22 protein-coding genes and 2 tRNA genes are annotated in these 20,556 nt (G+C 29.8%); 16 read left to right on the plus strand and 8 right to left on the minus strand.

What is annotated here, in order from left to right; genetic code table 11:
• Window positions 1-131: 131 nt before the first annotated feature.
• From ABIN73_05245 to ABIN73_05270, 6 genes are all read right to left on the minus strand, one after another.
• Window positions 132-1,400, minus strand: coding sequence for a hypothetical protein (locus tag ABIN73_05245; protein MEO0269127.1), 1,269 nt, complete (start codon window positions 1,398-1,400; stop codon window positions 132-134).
• The gene (locus ABIN73_05250; GenBank protein MEO0269128.1) at window positions 1,397-1,861 is read right to left on the minus strand and encodes an energy transducer TonB; all 465 of its coding nucleotides are present in this window, start codon (window positions 1,859-1,861) and stop codon (window positions 1,397-1,399) included. The genes ABIN73_05245 and ABIN73_05250 overlap by 4 nt, the downstream gene beginning before the upstream one ends.
• A gap of 107 nt (window positions 1,862-1,968) precedes the next feature.
• Complete coding sequence (locus ABIN73_05255) at window positions 1,969-2,352, minus strand: biopolymer transporter ExbD (protein ID MEO0269129.1); 384 nt, start codon at window positions 2,350-2,352, stop codon at window positions 1,969-1,971.
• A complete protein-coding gene (locus tag ABIN73_05260) occupies window positions 2,352-3,026 on the minus strand; it encodes a MotA/TolQ/ExbB proton channel family protein (GenBank protein MEO0269130.1) in 675 nt (224 codons plus the stop codon). Before ABIN73_05260 ends, ABIN73_05255 begins: the two co-directional genes overlap by 1 nt.
• On the minus strand, window positions 3,019-3,570 hold the full coding sequence (gene ybgF / locus ABIN73_05265) for a tol-pal system protein YbgF (protein ID MEO0269131.1): 552 nt from the start codon (window positions 3,568-3,570) through the stop codon (window positions 3,019-3,021). The genes ABIN73_05260 and ybgF overlap by 8 nt, the downstream gene beginning before the upstream one ends.
• A gap of 132 nt (window positions 3,571-3,702) precedes the next feature.
• Window positions 3,703-4,182: an OmpA family protein gene (locus tag ABIN73_05270; protein MEO0269132.1), complete on the minus strand. Its 480-nt coding sequence runs from the start codon at window positions 4,180-4,182 to the stop codon at window positions 3,703-3,705.
• A 114-nt stretch (window positions 4,183-4,296) separates the two neighbouring features.
• Between ABIN73_05270 and ABIN73_05275 the strand changes: the two genes are divergently transcribed.
• The 11 genes from ABIN73_05275 to ABIN73_05325 all read left to right on the plus strand — a co-directional run bounded on the left by ABIN73_05275 (window position 4,297) and on the right by ABIN73_05325 (window position 13,247).
• Window positions 4,297-5,451: an FIST N-terminal domain-containing protein gene (locus ABIN73_05275; protein MEO0269133.1), complete on the plus strand. Its 1,155-nt coding sequence runs from the start codon at window positions 4,297-4,299 to the stop codon at window positions 5,449-5,451.
• A 159-nt stretch (window positions 5,452-5,610) separates the two neighbouring features.
• Window positions 5,611-6,312 carry a BsaWI family type II restriction enzyme gene (locus tag ABIN73_05280; protein MEO0269134.1) on the plus strand — a complete coding sequence of 234 codons (702 nt, stop codon included), beginning with the start codon at window positions 5,611-5,613 and terminating at the stop codon, window positions 6,310-6,312.
• Window positions 6,290-7,120, plus strand: coding sequence for a DNA methyltransferase (locus ABIN73_05285; protein ID MEO0269135.1), 831 nt, complete (start codon window positions 6,290-6,292; stop codon window positions 7,118-7,120). Before ABIN73_05280 ends, ABIN73_05285 begins: the two co-directional genes overlap by 23 nt.
• 178 nt (window positions 7,121-7,298) lie before the next feature.
• Window positions 7,299-7,373, plus strand: a tRNA-Glu gene (locus ABIN73_05290).
• 10 nt (window positions 7,374-7,383) lie between these two features.
• A tRNA-Gln gene (locus ABIN73_05295) sits at window positions 7,384-7,455 on the plus strand.
• An 87-nt stretch (window positions 7,456-7,542) separates the two neighbouring features.
• Window positions 7,543-9,039, plus strand: a complete 1,497-nt coding sequence (locus tag ABIN73_05300; GenBank protein ID MEO0269136.1) for a Do family serine endopeptidase — start codon at window positions 7,543-7,545, stop codon at window positions 9,037-9,039.
• 1 nt (window position 9,040) lies between these two features.
• Window positions 9,041-9,772: a signal peptidase I gene (gene lepB / locus ABIN73_05305; protein ID MEO0269137.1), complete on the plus strand. Its 732-nt coding sequence runs from the start codon at window positions 9,041-9,043 to the stop codon at window positions 9,770-9,772.
• Window positions 9,753-10,688, plus strand: coding sequence for a TIGR00269 family protein (locus ABIN73_05310; GenBank protein ID MEO0269138.1), 936 nt, complete (start codon window positions 9,753-9,755; stop codon window positions 10,686-10,688). Before lepB ends, ABIN73_05310 begins: the two co-directional genes overlap by 20 nt.
• Window positions 10,678-11,430: a glycosyltransferase family 2 protein gene (locus ABIN73_05315; protein ID MEO0269139.1), complete on the plus strand. Its 753-nt coding sequence runs from the start codon at window positions 10,678-10,680 to the stop codon at window positions 11,428-11,430. Before ABIN73_05310 ends, ABIN73_05315 begins: the two co-directional genes overlap by 11 nt.
• Complete coding sequence (gene bshB1 / locus ABIN73_05320; protein ID MEO0269140.1) at window positions 11,427-12,116, plus strand: bacillithiol biosynthesis deacetylase BshB1; 690 nt, start codon at window positions 11,427-11,429, stop codon at window positions 12,114-12,116. Before ABIN73_05315 ends, bshB1 begins: the two co-directional genes overlap by 4 nt.
• 6 nt (window positions 12,117-12,122) lie before the next feature.
• Window positions 12,123-13,247 carry a hypothetical protein gene (locus ABIN73_05325; GenBank protein MEO0269141.1) on the plus strand — a complete coding sequence of 375 codons (1,125 nt, stop codon included), beginning with the start codon at window positions 12,123-12,125 and terminating at the stop codon, window positions 13,245-13,247.
• Here the strand turns inward: ABIN73_05325 and ABIN73_05330 are convergent.
• On the minus strand, window positions 13,234-14,139 hold the full coding sequence (locus tag ABIN73_05330; protein MEO0269142.1) for a CdaR family protein: 906 nt from the start codon (window positions 14,137-14,139) through the stop codon (window positions 13,234-13,236). The genes ABIN73_05325 and ABIN73_05330 overlap by 14 nt on opposite strands.
• Before the next feature lie 3 nt (window positions 14,140-14,142).
• Window positions 14,143-14,676, minus strand: coding sequence for a macro domain-containing protein (locus tag ABIN73_05335; protein ID MEO0269143.1), 534 nt, complete (start codon window positions 14,674-14,676; stop codon window positions 14,143-14,145).
• A 39-nt stretch (window positions 14,677-14,715) separates the two neighbouring features.
• Here ABIN73_05335 and ABIN73_05340 point away from each other — a divergent pair, with 39 nt between their 5' ends.
• The 5 genes from ABIN73_05340 to ABIN73_05360 are packed head-to-tail and all read left to right on the plus strand — an operon-like array spanning window position 14,716 to window position 20,537.
• Window positions 14,716-16,416 carry a hypothetical protein gene (locus tag ABIN73_05340; protein MEO0269144.1) on the plus strand — a complete coding sequence of 567 codons (1,701 nt, stop codon included), beginning with the start codon at window positions 14,716-14,718 and terminating at the stop codon, window positions 16,414-16,416.
• 5 nt (window positions 16,417-16,421) lie between these two features.
• Complete coding sequence (sucC, locus tag ABIN73_05345) at window positions 16,422-17,567, plus strand: ADP-forming succinate--CoA ligase subunit beta (protein MEO0269145.1); 1,146 nt, start codon at window positions 16,422-16,424, stop codon at window positions 17,565-17,567.
• 9 nt (window positions 17,568-17,576) lie between these two features.
• A complete protein-coding gene (locus tag ABIN73_05350; GenBank protein MEO0269146.1) occupies window positions 17,577-18,512 on the plus strand; it encodes an aspartate-semialdehyde dehydrogenase in 936 nt (311 codons plus the stop codon).
• Complete coding sequence (locus tag ABIN73_05355) at window positions 18,502-19,737, plus strand: sigma-70 family RNA polymerase sigma factor (GenBank protein MEO0269147.1); 1,236 nt, start codon at window positions 18,502-18,504, stop codon at window positions 19,735-19,737. The genes ABIN73_05350 and ABIN73_05355 overlap by 11 nt, the downstream gene beginning before the upstream one ends.
• The gene (locus ABIN73_05360; protein MEO0269148.1) at window positions 19,734-20,537 is read left to right on the plus strand and encodes a nitrilase-related carbon-nitrogen hydrolase; all 804 of its coding nucleotides are present in this window, start codon (window positions 19,734-19,736) and stop codon (window positions 20,535-20,537) included. The genes ABIN73_05355 and ABIN73_05360 overlap by 4 nt, the downstream gene beginning before the upstream one ends.
• Window positions 20,538-20,556: the final 19 nt, after the last annotated feature.

Below are 20,556 nucleotides of genomic sequence, written 5' to 3' on the forward strand. Positions count from 1 at the left end.
TTCACCATATTCTTTCTCTATTTCCTCCAAATTATAACAGGGCAATTTAAATTCTTTCGGTCTCATAAATAATTTTAAAGTATCTTCTATCTTTATTCAATAATTCTATTATCCCTTTAAAATTTTTCAGTTTACTCTAAAATTCCAGACCAATAAGGAAAATGGCAATTTCCAAGATCTGTTAATTTTTTTACATTTGAACCATCTATATTCATTACATAAACATCATTTTTTCCCTCTCTATTAGAAACAAATACGATATGAAGGCCATCAGGAGAAAAACAGGGATCCTCATTTACCCCTTCATATGTTAATTTATAAACTTTTTCACCAAAATTATCAGTCAGATATATTTGATTTTTGCCTTCATCATCAAGTCCTACATATACAACATAATCACCTTTTGGAGAAAAATTGGGAGAAGTATTATAACTTGTCTCATAGGTAATTCTCCTTAAATTCAATCCATCTCTATCCATAACAAAAATATGAGGAGAACCCAAACGATCTGATACAAAAGCTATCTCGTTTCCATTTCCTGAAACCGAGGGTGATATATCTATAAAGGGGGAAAAAGTTAGTCTCTTTAACTTTTTATTTTCAATATTTAAAATGTATATTTCAGGATCTCCATCTTTTGAAAGAGTTACACATAACTCTTTTGAATTTGGGAAAAATCCACCAGGGAGAAGAAGATTTTCACCCTGTAATAAAAGAGAACTTTTATTCTTTTCAAGATCTATTAAATAAATACCCATTAAATCTCTTTTTATATAGGTTGAATACACTATCTTTTTTCCACAGAAAGAAACCCTCGGAAAAAGTTTTTTCTCACCTTGAGAATCTATCTTTTTCATGTTATAACCGTCATAATCCATAATATAAAGATCCCTTTTACCATTTATATCACGGGTAAAAACAATATATGTTTCAAATATTCCTTTTTCACCTACTAATTTTTCTACCACAAAATTACTGATTTTATGAGCTAATTTTCTTTTTTCCAGGTTCAAAGAAAAATTCTCTGACGCTACTTTTTTCTCAAGAATAACATCTAAAAGCTCAATAATTAAACTGTTATTTCTTATATCTACCTTAGACCTTAAAAGAATATTTGTTCCAAGTGTTCTCCAGAAACCAAAATCAGAATAATGATTTTTTTCTATAATATCCAGATTTGGAACAGTTAGAGTAAAATAAAGGGAAAATTCAAGATCACTTATTACAACTTTCTCTATCTCCCTTAAATTCATCTTAAGTTCATCAGAAATTTCTTCAAAAAATCCAAAAGGAAAAATACCTATATCAAGTTTCTTAAATTCTCCTCCTTTCAACTTCAAATAAACTTCACCCTGTGAAAATAAGAGAACTGGTAAAATAAAAATTATTAATTTTTTCATGGAACTTCAAATTCAAGATAAACTCTTAAAAATTCCATATTCATCTCTATAGGTAATGGTGGAACTTTTTTTGTCAGAACAACTGCTCTGTATGCTGATTGGTCAAAAATTGTGTTACCTGAAGTTTTTTCTATCTTTATATCCTTTATACTTCCATCCTTTAAAATAACAAAGAAAATTGTTGTTCTTAAAGTATCTCTGTTTACATATCCATAACTCCAGTTTTCACCTATTTTCCTTAAAAGAATATCAAAATAATAGGAATAAGGCATATCTAAATTTATCTTTGCTTTCCCTCCACCCTTTAATGGAAGTTCTTTCAAAGATTCCTTTTTTACTTCCTTCTTTTGCTCTTTCTTCTTTGATACCTTTTTAAATTCTTTTACTTTTTCAACAACCTGAGGTTCTTCAGGAGCTTTCTCAATAAATTTACTTTCACCTTCTATTTCCTTAAATTCCATATAAAAAACTGTGGGAGATAAAGAAAATTTTTCTCTTTCCTTTTTTAATAAAAGGAAATTAAAAAAAATAATATGTAAAAAAAAGGAAATTAAAAACTCCCTTAACATTATCTTTTTGGTTCAATTATAAATCCGAGTTTTTCAAAACCTTTTTCTCTTACTTCACCAACAATTTCCATGACAAACCCATAAGATAGATCCCTGTCAGCCTTTATAAATACTTTTCTTTTTCCTTTCTTTTTAAGAAGCTCAAGGTAAAAAGGAAGTTTTGAAAACTCAACTTCTTGTTCCCCTAAAAATATTTTTTTATCATTTCTTATTGTTATTGTAATTTCCTCATCCTTTATTTCTTCAACCTTTTTTGACTTGGGCAGATTAACCTCAAAACCTGTCTGAAGAAGTGGACTTGTTATCAAAAATATAACAAGTAATGTTATACTAACATCAGCAAGGGAGGTTATATTTATTTCTGAAATATATTTTCTATCCATTAACTAAAATATATGTATTTTTTAAATTTTATTTTCATCTCAGCAAGAAAATTATTGCATAGTGAATCATATCTCTCTATCTGATTTATAAAATAATTGTGAAAGATAAGCGAGGGTATAGCAACAAGTAAACCTGCTATTGTTGTTACAAGAGCATCAGCAATTCCAGGAGCAAGAACACTTATATGAGCAGAACCTGTCCTTTTTATCTCAAGAAAAGATTCCATAATTCCCCATACAGTCCCGAGAAGACCAAGAAAGGGACTTACACTTGTTATTGTTGCTAAAACTGGGACATATTTTTCAAGTTTTTTTATTTCTCTTTTATAAATGTTATCAATGTTATCAAAAAGAATTGAGAGATAATTATTCTTTTCTTCGTTTTCTTTAATTTTATTAGCCTCATTCCTCAGTTCTTTAAAAATTAAAGAGAGTAAAATATCTTCCCCCAAAAAGAGAGGATTTTTTTCCATTAACTCTTTAAAACTATAGTTTTTTAAATTATTGATAAATTTTTTTGTTTTATTTTTCAAAAATAAAAATTCAAAAAATTTTTTAAAAAATATTGCCCAGGAAATAACTGAAAGAAAAAAAAGTATTATAAGGATTAATTTTGCAAAGGGACTTGCGGTCTTAAATCCCCTCACAATAATATCAAGATTTAAATTACTCATTTTCTAAAAACTTTAACCTTTCACCTGCCCTCAATGCCTCTTCAGAATCAGGAAACTTTTTTATAATCTCCTTGTAATAAAATTTAGCCTTTTTTATATTCCCTTCCTTTTCCTCTAAATCTGCAAGTTTCAAAAGAGACTCTTTAGACCTTTGAGAATTTGGATAGTTTCTAACAATTTCTTCAAAATTTAACCTTGCCTTTTCTTTATCTCCAAGTAAAAGGTAGGAATCACCAAGAAAATACTTTACATCTATAATAAGATCACTTTCAGGAAATTTCCTTATAAACTCCTCAAATTCATCTTTTGCCAAATTATATTCACCAAGTGTATAATCTCTTAAAGCTTGAGAATAAAGAAAGGATTCTTCATAAGACCGAGATTTTTCCTCACTTTCAATCACTTTATTTCTTGATTTTCTGATAGAGTTTTCTATCTCAGAAAGTCTTGTTTCAAGGGATAAGAGTTTCCTTTCAAGAATTTCAAGTCTATATGTTATATCTGCTTTTAATTCTTTTATTTCCTTATATTCCCTTCTTTGCAAAGTATCAATTTTCTGAGTTCTTACATAAATTTCATCAATTTCATCCCTAACTCTATTAAGTTCATTTCTAAAATTTCTTATAGATGCACATTGATTTAAAACTAAAAATAAGAAAATTAATCTTTTAATTTTTTATTCTTTTACCTTAAATTCAGCTCTTCTGTTAATTGGTTTATTGTTTGGGTCTATAAGCCTTGTTTCACCGTAACTGACGATTGAAAGTCTTTTGGGATCAATTCCAAGTTTTATAAAGTAATCTCTTGCAGATTTTGCTCTTCTTTCACCAAGACCCATATTGTATTCCTCAGTTCCTATATCGCAGGTATGTCCTTCAATTATCACATTAACCTCAGGATAAGCCTTTAAGATTTCAGCATTCTTTTTAAGAATTTCAGCATCAAGGGGTCTAATATCATATTTATCAAAATCAAAATGTATTGTTTCAAGAATAAGAGGCGGTCTTTGAGGTGTTTCTTCCTTTATTTCTTCTTTTACTTCTTCAAGAGGTTTTGGAAGTTCTTCTTTAACAGGTTCAGGTTTAACCGTTTTTCTTGGTGCACACATAAATAGAATTGATATAGCACCTGCTAAAAATAAGAATTTCTTTATCATGGGTCCTCCTTTTAAGTTTATTATTATAACATTTCAAAATTCAATTTTCAATATTTAAGTTTTGATACCACTGGAAAATTCTCTATATAATATAATTTTAAAAAGGAGGTAAATATGAAAGTATTTACATTTAAAGAAAATGGTGAAATAAATGGTAATATAAAAGGTTTAGATGCAAGATGGTGTCTTTTATATTCTACCTGCACAAGTAAATACAGGAATGTGATTAATGAAATAAAAAATACCTATCCAGATATAGATGTTTTTGGAGCTACTTCTTTTCAAGGTACCTTTTCTCCAGCAGGTTTTCAAAGAGGAGGCAGTTTTTTAATTGGTGAAAGTAAAGATGAAATAAATGTAAAGGCAGTTATTGATGCTTTTGATGTAAATGAAGCAAGAAAAAGAAGCTTAAGCTTGGCTGAAAAAATAAAAGAGGGGTTGGGAGATTTACCAGATGTAATACTTATGCATGCGACTCCCGGATTTGAGGAAAGGATAATAGAAGGAATAAATGATTTTTATGGAAATGAAGTTCCTGTATATGGAGGCAGTGCAGGAGATGATGATTTAACCGGAAAATGGAAAATTTTTTTAAATTTAAAGGAAGTAAGTGAAGGTTTATTACTTGTGGGAATAAAATCAAGAAAAAAAATATATAGTGGGTTTTTGTCAGGTTATTTACCAACTAACAAAAAGGGGAAAGTAACAAAAGCAGAAGGAAGAATAATTTATGAGATTGATAACCGACCTGCTGCAATAGTTTATAATGAATGGACAAATAATCTTATTTCAGAGGAATTGGAAAAAGGGGGAGTTATTTTAGGAAAAACAACACTTTACCCAATTGGAAGAATAATTGAAAAAATTGCAGGGGTTCCCTTTTATCTTCTTTCCCATCCACATATGGTTTTTCCGGATAAAAAATCATTAAGTTTTTTCACAGAGTTTAAAGAAGGAGATGAAGTTATTTTGATGCATGGTTCAGTAAATGCTTTAATTGATAGAACAGAACAGGTAGCTTCAAGAGCCTTAGGGCTTGATAAAGGTAAAGCAAAATTATATGGAGGAATTCTCATTTACTGTGCAGGTTGTGTAGGTGCAGTAGGAGAAAAAAGAGATGAAATTATTGATGCTTATAAAAAAATTGTAGGAGACATACCTTTCATAGGTGCTGCAACTTTTGGTGAGCAGGGTTGCTTCAGAACTAAAGGTGGTGAAAATAAGCACGGTAATTTAATGTGCAACACAATTCTGTTTGGAGAGATATAAAATATGATGCAAACAGCAATATAAAGAGGAACATTTTGTAGTAGGGACTCCTTGTAATCTTATTGAGCCAAAAAATTAAATATAAATATCATAATTGATATTTTACTTCTTTTTTCTTTAAAATTTACAAATAAAAAAAAATATAAAAAATATATTTATATGAAATTTGAAGATTTGATAAAACTCTATGAAGAAAAAAAGAGGCAATATAAAGATAGGGCTTTTGAACACATTTCAGAATTATTAAAAGAAGCAAAAGAATTACATAAAAAAGATTGGGAAAAATCTCCGACACCAAATAAAGATCATGAACAATCCTGGCGTGCATTTAAAGGTAAAAATTTAGAAAAACTTATTATTTATATTATTAAAGATGAAGTAAAAAGCCTCGGTCTAAGAATTGTAGAAGGTAATGTATTAGAAAGAAAAAATAGTAATAACTTGTCTGAAGAGTTAAATCGTGTAAAAAGAAACCTTTTAATTGATTATGGAGAATTTGGATTTCATTTGCCCGACGTTGATATAATTATTTACGAACCAAAAACCTGTGAAATTATTGCTGTCATTTCAAGTAAGGTGACACTGCGCGAAAGAATTGCTCAAACTGGTTATTGGAAAATTAAATTAAGCCAGGATAAAATTACAAAAAATATTAAAGTTTTCTTTATAACACCTGATGAAGATAAGACTCTAAGCATTAGAAAACCGGCAAAGAAAGGCAGAGCAATTGTTGAAGTGGATACAGATGGAAGTTATGTTATGAGTGAAGAGGAAATTGAAGAAAGTGATAAAGTTAAAAAATTTGATAAATTTCTTATTGATTTAAAAAAATTGATAAATGAAAAAAGAAACAAAAGATAAATTAAAGCAACCCCACCTTTTTCCAGAAGAAAAAGAGGATAAGAAACAACCTTTCTTACACGAAGCGGATGAAAAACCGCCTTTGGAAACGACCACTCTCTGGGATTACCCTAAGCAGAGTTATGGCAAAAAGCCCAAAGGAGATAACAAATTTCAAGGCGTAACTCCTGCTTTCATCATTTGGAATATGGTTCAAAGGTATACAAAGCCGGGCGATTTAGTTGTTGACCCCATGGCAGGAAGTGGAACAACGATTGATGTATGCGAAGAAGAGGGAAGAAGGGTAATCGGTTATGATATTAATCCAAAACATCCAAAAGTTATAAAAAATGATTCGCGGAAAATTCCTCTTCCTGATAATTCCGTAGATATGGTTTTTATTGATTCTCCTTATGGTGATAATGTTAATTATTCTGATGACCCGGCTGACATTGGAAAAATTTCTGCTGAAGACCCAAAATTCTATGAGGAATTAGAAAAAGTTGCCAGAGAAATTTACAGGATTTTAAAACCAGGAAAGGTATTGGGGTGGTTAATAGGTGATCAATGGGTAAAAAGAAGATTTACTCCTGTGGGATTTAAAATTTATCAAATGTTAGTTGATAAGGTAGGGTTTGAACCAATTGATATAATATGTGTGGCAAGAAGAAATCAGAGTTCAAATACAAGGATTTGGCATTATAGGGCAAAGAAATTTAATTTCTTTTTGCGAGGATTTAAATATTTATTTTTGGTAAAGAAACCCGATATAAAAGCAGAGAAAAAATCTAAGTCTCCTGCAAAAATAAAATGGCAGAAATACAAGTAATATCCCATTTGTGAATTTCATCAATAATTTTTTTAAATCTTCAAGTTGAACCTTCAATCAATAGGCATAACTTCAAAGGAATATCAACTTACAATAGCTATGAGATGAGCATTGAAAATTAAAAGAGTTTGCAGGATAATTGATTTTTTAGAAGAGAAACTTTATAATTAATAAAAAAGGCGCCATCGTCTAGCAAGGTCAAGGACACCTGGTTCTCAGCCAGGAAACCCGGGTTCAAATCCCGGTGGCGCCAACTTATAAACTGGGGGATCGTCTAATTGGCAGGACGTCTGGCTCTGGACCAGATAGTCGGGGTTCGAGTCCCTGTCCCCCAGTTTTTGATTGGAACTTAAATTTAATTTTTATCGTCTTTAAGATAAGTATAGCTAAAGGTTCAAATCCTCTAAAATTTTTAACTTAAAATGAAAAAGATTTTTATTGCCTCAATAATATCTCTTTTTGCAGGGTTTGTTATTGCAAGTATTTTACTTTTTAAACTGGAAAAAGCAAATAAACTTGAAGCAGAAGTAAAAACATCCGAATCAGAAAAAAAACCAAATATAGAAATTTCACCGGGTTCAAATTTTTCTTTTTCTGAACTCGCAAAAAATGTTATACCAGGTGTTGTTAATATAAGGGCTACAAAAAAAATAAAACTCCCCTCATTCCATTTTGAAGACCCATTTTTCAGGGAATTCTTTAAAGATTTTTTCAAATTTGAGCCACCAAGAGAGCAGGAATATGAAACAGATATTTTAGGTTCTGGTTTTATTTTCAGGAAAAATGGAAATAAATATTACATAATGACAAACTACCATGTAATAAGAGAAGTTGATAAAATAAAAATAATTCTATGGGATAAAAGAGAATTTGACCCTGAAGAAGTAAAAATTGTAGGAAAGGATAAATTAACAGATATTGCAGTTCTTGAAGTGGAGTCAAAAGATGAATTAACTGTTTTAAAACTTGGAAATTCCGATGAAATTGAAATTGGTGACTGGGTGATCGCAGTTGGTAACCCATTTGGATTAAACGGAACTGTAACCTTCGGTGTAGTTTCAGCTAAACACAGATCAGGAATAAACTTACCCGGCGGAGAAATTTATCAGGACTTCATACAAACTGATGCTGCTATAAACCCTGGGAATTCAGGTGGACCTCTTATAAATATGAAAGGAGAAGTGATAGGAGTAAACACAGCTATAACCTCCCCAACTGCTGGAAATGTGGGTATAGGTTTTGCTATTCCCATAAATATTGCTAAAAAAACTGCAGAACAGCTTATAGAAAAAGGTGTTGTAAAAAGAGGTTATCTTGGTGTAAGAATACAGGAAGTAAGTTCAAGTATTGCAGAAAGGTACAAATTAAAAAAGCCTATGGGAGCACTTGTAACAAATGTGGAAAAGGGAACACCTGCTGAAAAGGCAAAAATAAATGAAGGTGATTTAATTATTGAAGTGGATGGAGAACCTGTAAAGGATGTAGAAGATTTAAGGCTCAAAATCGGTTCCCATTTCCCTGGAGATAAAGTAAAAATTAAACTTATAAATAAAGAAGGAAAAGAAAGGGAAGTAACAGTTACCCTTGCTGAACTTAAAGAAGAAAAAATAGCAAAAACTCAAGAAGAAAGAGAAGAATATACCTGGCTTGGAATGAAGGTTGAAACAATTGATGAAAGATTAAAGGATAAATATGGAATTGAAGAAGATGAAGGTGTTGTTGTAGTTGATATTGAACCTGATTCTCCTGCTTATGATTCTGGAATTAGAGAAGGTGACCTAATTGTAAAAGTTGAAGATATGAGAATAAAAGATTATGAAGATTTTGAAAAAGCAAAAGAAAAATACGAAAAGCAAAAGGTAATTTTATTCACTGTGATGAGAAAGGGAATTAAAACTATTATAGCAGTTAAAAAGTAATTTGGATAAAAAACCTTTAAAAAAACATATTGAAGAATGGGTATGGGCTTTTATTGTTGTATTCTTTGTAATTAGACCCTTTTTTCTTCAGGCTTACAGAATCCCATCTGGCTCAATGGAAGATACTCTTTTGCCGGGTGATTTTCTTTTTGTTTTTAAACCAATATTCGGATTTGAAATTCCTTACACAGAAATAAAGTTTTTTCAATTTATAAAACCTAAAAGGGGTGATATTGTTGTTTTTAGATACCCCCTTGACATATCAAAAGATTTTGTTAAAAGGGTTATAGGTTTAGAGGGTGATACGATAATGATAAGGGATAAAAGGGTATATGTTAACGGTAAATTACTTATTGAAGAATATGCAATCCACAAGGATGAAAGAATAATCCAGTCTCCTTACAATTTAGATAACAAAGTATTTATTGAATATTTTCAAAAGGAATGGGAAAAAAGAGTTTTTATTGATGATATAAATATAAGGGATAATTTTGGACCAGTCGTTGTTCCACCCAAAACATATTTTGTTATGGGCGATAATAGAGATTTTTCTTCTGATTCAAGATTTTTTGGGCCTGTTCCTGAAAAATACTTAAAAGGAATACCATTTTTTATTTATTTTTCTTGGGATGGAAGTGTTCCTTTTTATAATATATTTAAAAGCATAAGATGGAATAGATTGTTCCAGTTCCCCTTTCTATGGAGAAAAAGATATGAGATGCAGAATATGTAAGGAAAGAGCCGTTATAAACATAAAAACACATAACTTACAGCTCTGTAAAGAACACTTTTTAGAAAGATTTGAATCAGAAACTAAAAGAATAATTAAAAAATATAAAATGATTAAAAATGAAGATAAGGTAGCAGTTGCAGTTTCAGGAGGCAAAGATTCTCTCTCCCTTTTATATGTTCTTCATAAACTTAAATACAATGTCCTTGGAATACATTTAAACCTTGGTATATATAGTGAAAATTATTCTTTAAATTCTGAAAACTTTGTTAGAGATTTTCAGGAGAAATTTAATATACCAATTTTAATTTATGATATAAAGAGAAATCAGGAAAAGGGAATTGAAGACCTTATTAAAAATAGATGGAAAGAAAAACCCTGTTCAGTTTGTGGTATGGTTAAAAGATATTTAATGAACATTCTTGCACTCAAAAATAACTGTAATGTTTTAGCAACAGGACACAACCTTGATGATGAATCAGCAAGACTCTTCGGAAATATTCTATACTGGCAGGAAGAACATATTGAGCATCAGGAATTGGTTTTAAAAGAAGAAGAAGGTTTACTCAAAAAAGTTAAACCCTTTATTTTTTTCACTGAAAAGGAAATTGCTTTATATGCTATTTTAAAAGGAATTCCATATATAAGGGATGAGTGTCCTTACTCAATTGGTGCAAAAACTTTAAAATATAAAAGTATTCTAAATAATCTTGAAAATGATTCACCGGGAACAAAATTGAGATTTCTAAAGGGATTTTATGAATTTAAAAGCAAAATAAATAAAAGTAATTTAAAAACTTTTAAGGGAACAAAAAAGTGCCAGGAGTGTGGAATGCCTACAAAAAGGGATATATGCACTTTTTGCACAACCTTTGAAAAACATCCTTTTAAAATTGAATTAAAGGTAAATGAAGGATAAAAAAATTTTTGTTATAATACCTGTTTTCAATGAGGGAGAAACACTTTACAGAATAATTGCAGAAACAAAAGACACTTTACCTGAAGCAAAGATAATCGTAGTTGACGATGGTTCAGATCCACCTGTAAGACTTATAAAAAATCCTAAATTGATTCTTATAAGGCATGATGAAAATAAAGGTTATGGCTATACTTTAATAAGTGGTATAAATTTTTCAATCTCAGAAGGGGCTGAAATAATTCTAACAATAGACTCAGATGGACAACACTTCCCAAAAAGAATACCTGAATTTTTAAAAAAGATTGAAAAAAATGACTTAGTTTCAGGGACACGTTACCACCCTCTTTCCATTAAATTATCAGAACCCCCATTTGATAGAAAAATAATAAATAAAATAATAACAGAAATTTTAAATGAATTAACTGGTTACAGAATAACTGATTCCTTCTGTGGTTACAGGTGTTATAGAAGTTTTGTATTTGAAGGATTTTACCCTGAGGATAAAGGTTACGGATTTCCACTTGAATTATGGTATCACATTTACAAACACAAATTTAAATATGATGAAGTTCCAGTCGAACTTTATTATCCCGTTAAAAAAGATTTCCCAGGTGAAATAAGTTATTCTGAAAAGAGATTAAAGTATTATTTAAAAATAATAGAAAAAAAGTTTAACAAAAAAGTTACTAAAAAGGGAATGGAACTTTTTAAAAAATATTTAATGGAAAGGGAGAAAGTATGAAAAAAACTCTAATTGCCTTTGGTGCCCATCCTGATGATGTGGAACTCTCCATAGGTGGTTTTATTGCAAAACTTTCAAGAAAGGGGTATAAAGTTATAATATGCGATTTAACAAATGGTGAACCTACACCCTTTGGGAATCCTGAAACAAGAAAAAAAGAATCAGAGGAAGCAGCAAAAATTCTCGGTGTAGAAAGAATAACACTTGATTTACCAAACAGATACCTGATGGATAGTGTGGAAGCAAGAATAAAAGTTGCAGAAGTTATGAGAGAATTTAAACCTGAAATAATATTAACCCACCATGGAGAGGATCAGCATCCTGACCACATAGAAACAAGGAAAATTGTTCAGGCTGCAAGATTTTATTCAAAACTTACAAAAGTGGACTGGAAAGGAGAACCATTTTATCCACCAAAACTTTTATTCTTTCACGCCTCCCATAAAAGAAAAATCTTTCATCCTCATTTAGTTATAGATATAACAGATACCTTTGAAATAAAAATGAAAGCATGCGATGCCTATAAATCCCAATTTGGTTTTTATGAAGAGAAAAGAAGAGAATTTCTTAACATAATAGAAATATTTAATAGATTTTATGGAAGACTAATAGGTGTAAAATATGGTGAAATTCTTTTTATTGAAGAACCCCTTCCTGTTAAGAGTTTTGATTTTCTCTTTGAGTAATAAAAAATGGAATTATACAAAATCCCTGAAAAATCCGGTGAATTTATAATTAAACCTTTAAATACTGAGGAAATTTTAAAATTATGTGAGGAAAATAGAAAAAAAAGAGAGAAATTTAAAAAATTTTTTGATTTTGAAATTAAAGGTAATTTTACAGTTACATCCTCCCATCAAACAGTTTTTTATCATCCAGGAATATGGATAAAACCTTTATTTATGACTGAATTAAAAAAAAGAGGAATAAATTCAAAATTTTATGAAAATGATATAGATGGGACTGATAGAATTTTTTTTTATTATCCTGATAAAGAATTTAAGATAAAAAGAGAATTTTTATTTTACAGTCCCTTTAAAATTGCCCTTGAATATATTGAGAGTAAAGAAATTGAAAAAAATAAAAGTCTGATTGAAAAAGTTATTGAAAAACTTCCCGAAAATTTAAAAATAAGAGCAGAAAAATTTTTTCAAATTTTTTTTAAAAATCTTGAAATAAAAAATTTTTTTTCAGAAGCCTTCTCAACTTCAAGAATTCAATTTGAACAGGAAGCACTATATGAAAATTTTTTTCTTTCAGATATCTTAACTTCAAAAGAATTTTTTTCCTTTTTTTCCTATTTTTTTATCAATGCTGAGAAAGTTTATGAATGTTATAATGAAGCAATAATTGAGTATAGAAAAAAATTTAATATAAAGAATAAAACTGAACCAGCCCTTCTTTTAGAAAAAAAGGATGATATAATAGAACTCCCCTTTTTCTTAAATTTAAAAGAAAGATTTAGAGTTTTTAAAAAGAAGGATAATCTATACACTGAAAAATTTGAAATTTATCTTGGTAGGGAAAAAGAGGAAGTATTATTTAATTCAATTACATTACCAATAAGACCAAGAAGTTTAATTTTATCAATGTATTATAAAATCTTTGAATCTGACCTTTTTTATCATGGCATTTCAGGTAAAAATTATGATATAGCAACAGATATTTTTATAGAGAAACTTTTCGGAATTTCCCCACCTGTTACAGGAGTTATAAGTTTAACCCTTTTCTTAGAGAATATAGAGAGAAGGGATTTTCCTTTTTTCTTTTTTGATAAAGGAGGAATATTAGATTTAATAAACTCTACTTTTTCTTAAAAAGTTTAACCCTAACATTTTCTGGTTCCAGTTTTACTACACTAACATTATCTGGAAGCCTGACTTTGGGTTTAAGAAAAAATTCACCCTCAGAAAAATTCAAAGCATTTACAATTACACTAATATCCTCTCTATTTAAATTTCTCAAAACCGATTCAGGTCCCTTTAATCTTAAAAACAATTTTGAAGGTTCAGTTTCAATCATATACTCTTTTGGAGCTAAAACTATATAAGGAATATTTGTAAAATCTTTTTCTTCAAGTCTTTCTATTTCTACATAAACATCTATTGAATCAGGAGAGATATCTATAACTTCTGATGGTTTTAAAAGACCAACCTTTTCTCTAAAACTTTTTTCTCTTTTTTCCACTGACACATAATTGGTTTTTATACTATCTATACTTTTTAAAATTGAAAGAGGTCCTGTTATTTTTACGTATCCTTCAGCTTTTTTTAACTTAATAGTAAAGCCAGATCTTGGATTTCCTGTTATCATTGCACTTACAGGAACTTCCTTTTCGGATTTTTTATCAAATCTTAAATTTAAAAAATCCTGTTTGAATTTTATATCATTTATTTTTACAAAATGAGGTATTACGAATTTTATATCAGAAGTTTTATAAATATTTTTACCCCTTTTGGGATTCTCAAGATTAATTAAAAATTTGGGTCTAAAAAAATTAATAAAGATAAGAGACCTACCATCTGCTACTACTTCCACCTTTATTTTTTTAGGGGGAGGTTCAAGAAAAGTAAGAGAATCAGGAATTCCTTCATAAGTTATTTCAAAATCCCTTTCCACCTTATAAGTTTTACTGGTAACAGAAAAAAACCAGATCAAAATTCCAAAAACAAAGGAAATTAAAATTTCTATTATATCCCTTTTTTTCATTAATTATAAAAACTCTTCAAAATACTTACAGGTTTCTAAGTTTATATCACAGAGATAAACTTCTCTAATTGAATCTGCCTCCCTGGTAAGAAAATCCTTAACTTCCTCCACTATTATTTTAGTTCCCTTTTCTTTTGGAAAACCAAAAATACCTGTTGAAATAGCAGGAATAGCAATACTTTTTATTTTTTTATCTTCACCAAGTTTTAATGCGCTTCTAACAGCATTTTTTAACTTTTTTTCCTCATCACCCTCACCCCATCTTGGACCAACAGCATGTATTACATATTTAGCCTTCAGTTTTCCTGCACTTGTTACAACAGCACTTCCCACAGGACAATAACCAATTTTATCACTTTCTTCCTGTATAATTTTTCCACCTTTTCTCACAATAACTCCTGCAAGTCCTCCCCCATGTTTCAAGTACTCATTCGCAGCATTTACTATTGCGTCAACTTCAAGTTCAGTAATATCACCATAAAAAACATATACTTTTCTTTTATTTATTTCTTTCTCCTTTAAAATTTCGGTGGTCATTTTTTAATTATATACCATTTTTAAGTTAAAATTAAAAATATGGAAAAAAGACTTTTACAAGATGAAAAAGAATATTTAAATAAGATGATTAGAATTGCTAATAAAAAGGGAGTTTGTGTAAAGATTGTTGAAGATAATGAAAGGGGGAGAATATTTATGGTGGCAAAAGATTGGCCAGGACTCCAGGATGCAATTTCAACTGCAATACATGAAAGGGGGTTTAATCTTAAGTTCTTTATGGGGTTTGTTCTTGAGAATGATTTAGCCGGTATAATTGCAGAGGTAGATATAAGAGATAAAGAAATAAGAGAAAAGTTTAACAAAGAAAAGGAATTTTTAAAACATTATTTACCTGATATTGCTAAATTTGATCCATGGATGAAAAGTTTAATTGATTCAACGGCTTCAAAATTAAGAATTTTCAGAGAGGTTTTAAGAATTTTAAGAAAAGAAGTGAAAAAGAAAAAATTGATAAAGGAAATAGTTCTTGAAACTGAAAAATTCTTTTCTTCAAGATCATGGGCTTATATAGGAGATAGAAAACCTCAGGATTTAGCTCAACAGATTTTAATGCAGATTGAACTTAGAAACTTAGTCAAGGAAAAAGGGGGTATTCATGTCCATATTAAAAATTTCAGAACAGTTTCAGAGGAGTTAACTGGCATTTTAATAGCAGGTCCAGCAAGAGAACTTTTTTTAGATCAGGTTTTGGATGTTTTAAGGGATATAATACCTGATTTTAGAAGGAAGTTTGAAAAGGTTTTTACAGAAGAGGGTGTTACTGTTATAAGACTTGAAATTCAAACACCAGAGGAAACATGGTATCCTGAGGAAAAACATCTTTTAATTGAAAACTATTTAATTGAACATCTTAAATTAAGAAGAAGAAAAATATTGAGTGAAAGAATGAGGATAAGTCCTGAAATTATTGGAAGAATAATAATTCCATCTCTTATTCAAGAAGCAAGAAATACAAAAATACCACAGATTTATATTTCTTTAACGGGTATAACTGAAGAAAACTACTACTTTAAAATAATGGGGGTTGTGCCAAGAAAGGAGGAAGGTTCATACACCGATAATATTATAAAGTTTCTTGATAAAGAAGAAGGCATAAGGGTTTTATCTTCAAAAGCACCGACCTTTTCCCATGAATTCGAAATAATAATTATTAATATATGTGCTGAAACAATTATATATGATACACCGGAGGATGTTTATAAGAGGTTAAATGAAATTTTAAGGGAATTAATAGGATCTTTTAGGGATTTTGATCAGGGATTAAGAAATATAGAACAGTTCAAATTTAATCAACTGGAAGAAAAAATGGCAGGTTCTGGGATTGAATCCCATCTTTTAAGGAGACTCTTTTATTCCTTAGATGAATTTTTCAGAGTTCAAGCGGATATAGATGATCTTTCCGTAGGTTTTAAAATATTCTGGGATAGTATTAATAAATATATTAGTAAACACGAATTTATATGCAATTTGAAAAATGCAAAAAAAACCTCAATAATTACTTTCTGTGGAGAGCATTCAGAAAAGATATTTGAAAAAATTCTTGATGAATTCAGAGGAAAAGAAATCTCTGCTTTGAGATTTGATGACCTTGGTTTTATTGCTTATTTAATATTTTTATCTTATAATCAAAAACCTGTAGAGTATGAAGAAATCTACAAAAAACTGAAAAAAATCTGCGAAAATCTTTTAATAAAGGTTCAAATCCCTGAAAAAGTGTAAAAGAAATGAAACTACTTGAATATCAAGGAAGGATTTTATTTGAAAAATATGGAATCCCTGTTAAAAAGGGAGATGTGGCAAAAACACCTGAAGAAGCATACGAAATTCACAAAAAAATAGGAGGGGAAGTGGTCATTAAAGCCCAGGTTCCGGTTGGTGGAAGGGGAAAAGCGGGTGGAATAAAAATTTCTGATTCACCTGAAAGGACCAAGGAACTTGCAGAAAAAATACTTTCTTTAACTATAAAATCATACCCAGTAAAAAAGGTTCTTGTGGCTGAAAGTGCAAAAATTAAAAAGGAAATGTACTTATCTCTTACACTTGACAGAAAAAGTTCTAAAATTCTTTTAATGGCAATTAGAGAAGGTGGAATTGAAGTTGAAGAAATTGCAAGGGAAAGACCCGAAAGTATTTACACAGATTTTATACCAGTATTAAGGGGGATATCAAATTATCAATTAAGAAGGTTTTCAAGTTTTCTTTTCCCTGATAACATTAACTTAAGGAAAGAGGCTGAATCAATACTTTTAAAAATATATAAACTATTTAGAGAATGTAATGCAAATCTTGTGGAAATTAATCCTCTTGCCCTCTGTGATGATGGGAAACTGTGGGCTATTGATTCAAAAATAATATTAGATGACAATGCTTCTTATAAATATCCTGAATTTGTTCCAGAAAGGGACATGGATTATGAAAACCTGAAAGAATTTGAAGCAAAGGAACATGGATTATCCTATGTTAAACTTAACGGAAAAGTTGGTTGTGTTGTAAATGGCGCTGGTCTTGCAATGGCTACTATGGATACCCTTAAAAAATTCGGGGGTGAACCCGCTAATTTCCTTGATATAGGTGGTTCATCATCTCCTGAAAAAGTAAAGGCAGCTATACAAATTCTTCTTTCTGATGCAAATGTAAAATCTGTATTTTTAAATATATTTGGCGGTATAACAAGATGTGATGATGTAGCAAATGGTCTTGTTAGTGCTTTTAAAGAGTTAAAACCTAATGTCCCAATTGTAATAAGACTTACAGGAACAAATGAAGAGGAAGGAAGGAAAATAATTGAAAATTCAGGACTTAAACTTTTTACTGCAAAAAGCATGGATGAAGGCGCAAAATTAGCAGTTGAAATGGCTGAGAAGATGTAAAGCTTATTTATGAGAATCTGTATTCTTGGTGCAAGTGGTCTTGTTGGAAAAACTCTTCTAAAAGTTTTAGAGGAGAAAAAATTCCCCTTTAAAGAAATCATTCTTTTTGGAGGAGAAGAAAAAGAAATAAAAATAAATGGAAAAGAATTTAAAATAGAAAAATTTGAAGGAAAATTACCTGAATGTGACCTTTTTTTTTCCTGTCTTGATACAGATGAAGCAATTCAAATTGTTCCCCAAATATTAAAAATGAGAAAAAGAGTTATTGATAATTCTTCAGCCTTCAGACTAAAAGAGGATGTCCCCCTTGTGATACCAGAAATAAATATAAATGTCCTGAAAAAAGAAAATCTTCTAATTGCAAATCCCAACTGTTCCACAATTCAACTTTTACTTTCAATTTTCCCACTTTTTAAATTCGGAATTAAAAAAATTTTTGTATCAACATATCAATCGGTGTCAGGGGCAGGTAAAAAGGGACTTTTATCTTATAATTATGAAAAAAGGGGTGAAATATATAAGGAAAGTCCCTTCCCTTATAGGATTTTTGAAAACCTATTTCCTTACATAGGAGAAATAGAAGAAGGTGAAACTCTTGAAGAAAGAAAAATAAAGGAAGAAAGTAAGAAAATTTTAAATAGAAGAGATATAGAAATTTACCCTTTATGTGTAAGAGTTCCTGTTCCATATGTTCATTCCCAAACTGTTTTTCTTGAAATCTCAAAAAGTGTAAAAGAAGAGGAAATAATAGATGAAATTAATAGTAAAAGTTATTTAAAATATGAGGAAATTCCATCACCAATTAATTATATAGATAAAGATATTGTCGGAATAGGAAGGATAAAAGTAAATGGTAAAATTGTTAAATTTTTTTCCTGTATGGATAATTTAAGAAAAGGTGCTGCAACCAATGCAATACAAATAGGGGAGTATTATGTCAGATAAAAAATCATACGGAGATAAGGTTCTTGAAATATATTTCAAAGAAATATCAAGATACCCGATTCTACCTCCTGATGAAATAGATGAACTTGTGATAAAAGCACAAAAAGGAGATAAAATTGCAAAGGAAAAAGTTGTCCATTCTCTTTTGAGAATGGTTGTCAGCATAGCAATGAAGTATAAAGACTTTGGAGTGCCTGTCCAGGATTTGATAAATGAAGGTAACCTTGGTCTTTTAAGGGCAATTGAGAAATTTGACCCAACTAAAAAAGTTCACTTTATAGGGTATGCTCCTTACTGGATAAAACAAGCAATAACAAGGGCTCTTGATGAACAATCCACAACTGTTAGAATTCCCTCTGAACACAGAACAGCAATAAGAAAAATAAAAAGAGCCGAGGAGGAACTGGGTTTTAAAAGAGGAGAAATAACAGATGAGGAAATAGCAAAACTAACAGGTTTACCTCTGGAGGAAATAAAATTTGCAAAATCTATAATCAGTCAGGAATTTTCCCTCGACCAACTGACAATTGAAGGTGAAGAAAAATCTTCATGGGAGGAGATAGTAGAGCAAAAATCCCTCCCTTCACCTGAAGTGGAATTTGCTGAAGAAAAGAGAAAATTGAAAATAAGAAAAATTTTAAACAATTTACCTTTAAGAGAAAGACTGATAATCTATCTTTATACAGGCACTGAATTTTCCTGTTACGAGATACTGAAAATAGTTAAGGAATACATGAAAATGATGGGTTATGATTTTAACCCAAAGGAATTAATAATTAATACAGTCCACAAAGTTATAAATGATTCTCTAAATGAACTTAATAAATTAGGTGAGAGATGTTATGATTTCCTTAACAACCTTAAAAAAACAGGTGATTTTGAATTATGGAAAAAAATTGCTAAAAATAAATCTCTTATTGAAAAAATATTTCAATCAGATAAAATTGATATAAAAGAGGCTGTTCTTATTCACAGGTTCTGGAAATATATAGAGGATGACATAGAAAGAAAAAAGATTTTCCTAAAATGGACAAAAGAGACATTACCAGAAAAAGATAAAAGAAATGTATTTTTACTTTACTTTGCCCTTGATTCAGGTTATCCCCAGATACTTGAATTTATAGGTGATTTATTAAATATTTCAAGAGAAAGGGTAAGACAGATAAAAGAAAGAACAATGAAAGAACTTCAGGAAAAATTTAAAAAGGAAAGGGTCGAAATTTGAAAATAGGTTTTTTTCAGTTTAAGCCCTATCACGGAGATAAAGAGAAAAATCTTGAAATAATAAAAGAAATAACAAAAAAAAGTAAATCTGAATTAATTGTTTTTCCGGAACTTGCTACATCAGGATATCTTGTTCCAGATAAAAATTTTTTAGAAAAAAATTCCTTTTCTGTTCCTGAAAGCAAGGAATTTGAAGTTCTTTTAAAAACTGTCAAAGAAACAAGAACAGGTTTAGTAACAGGTTTTCCTGAAAAAAATAATGGAAAATTTTATAACTCTGCCTTATATATTTTACCTGATGGTAAGTATGGCGTTTATAGAAAAATACATCTTTTCTATAAAGAAAAACTACATTTTGAAAAAGGTAACAATCCTCTCGATGGTATATTTGAATATAATGGATTTAAATTTGGAATAATAGTTTGTTTTGATTGGTTTTTTCCTGAACAGATAAGGTATTTAACCTTTAAAGGTGTAAACATGATTTTACATTGTGCAAATCTTGTTTTACCATGGTCTCAGAGAGCAATGAGAATTTATTCTGTTATCAATAGAATTTTCACTTTGACATGTAACAGGATTGGAGAGGAAAGTTGCGGGAATGAAAAGTATATCTTCACAGGAAAAAGTCAGATTGTTTCACCCTCGGGTAAAATAATAGCAAGAGCAAACTCTAACAATGAAATTTTAAGAGTAAAAGAAATAAATTTAAAGGAGTCAGAAGACAAAAATATAAATGAATACAACAACATATTTGAAGATATAAAAAATTTCTTCCCCTATAACATAAAAATTCTATAAAATTTTTCCCCTTTTTTAA

Source organism: candidate division WOR-3 bacterium, assembly GCA_039804025.1.
Taxonomy (GTDB): Bacteria; Hydrothermota; Hydrothermia; order Hydrothermales; family JAJRUZ01; genus JBCNVI01.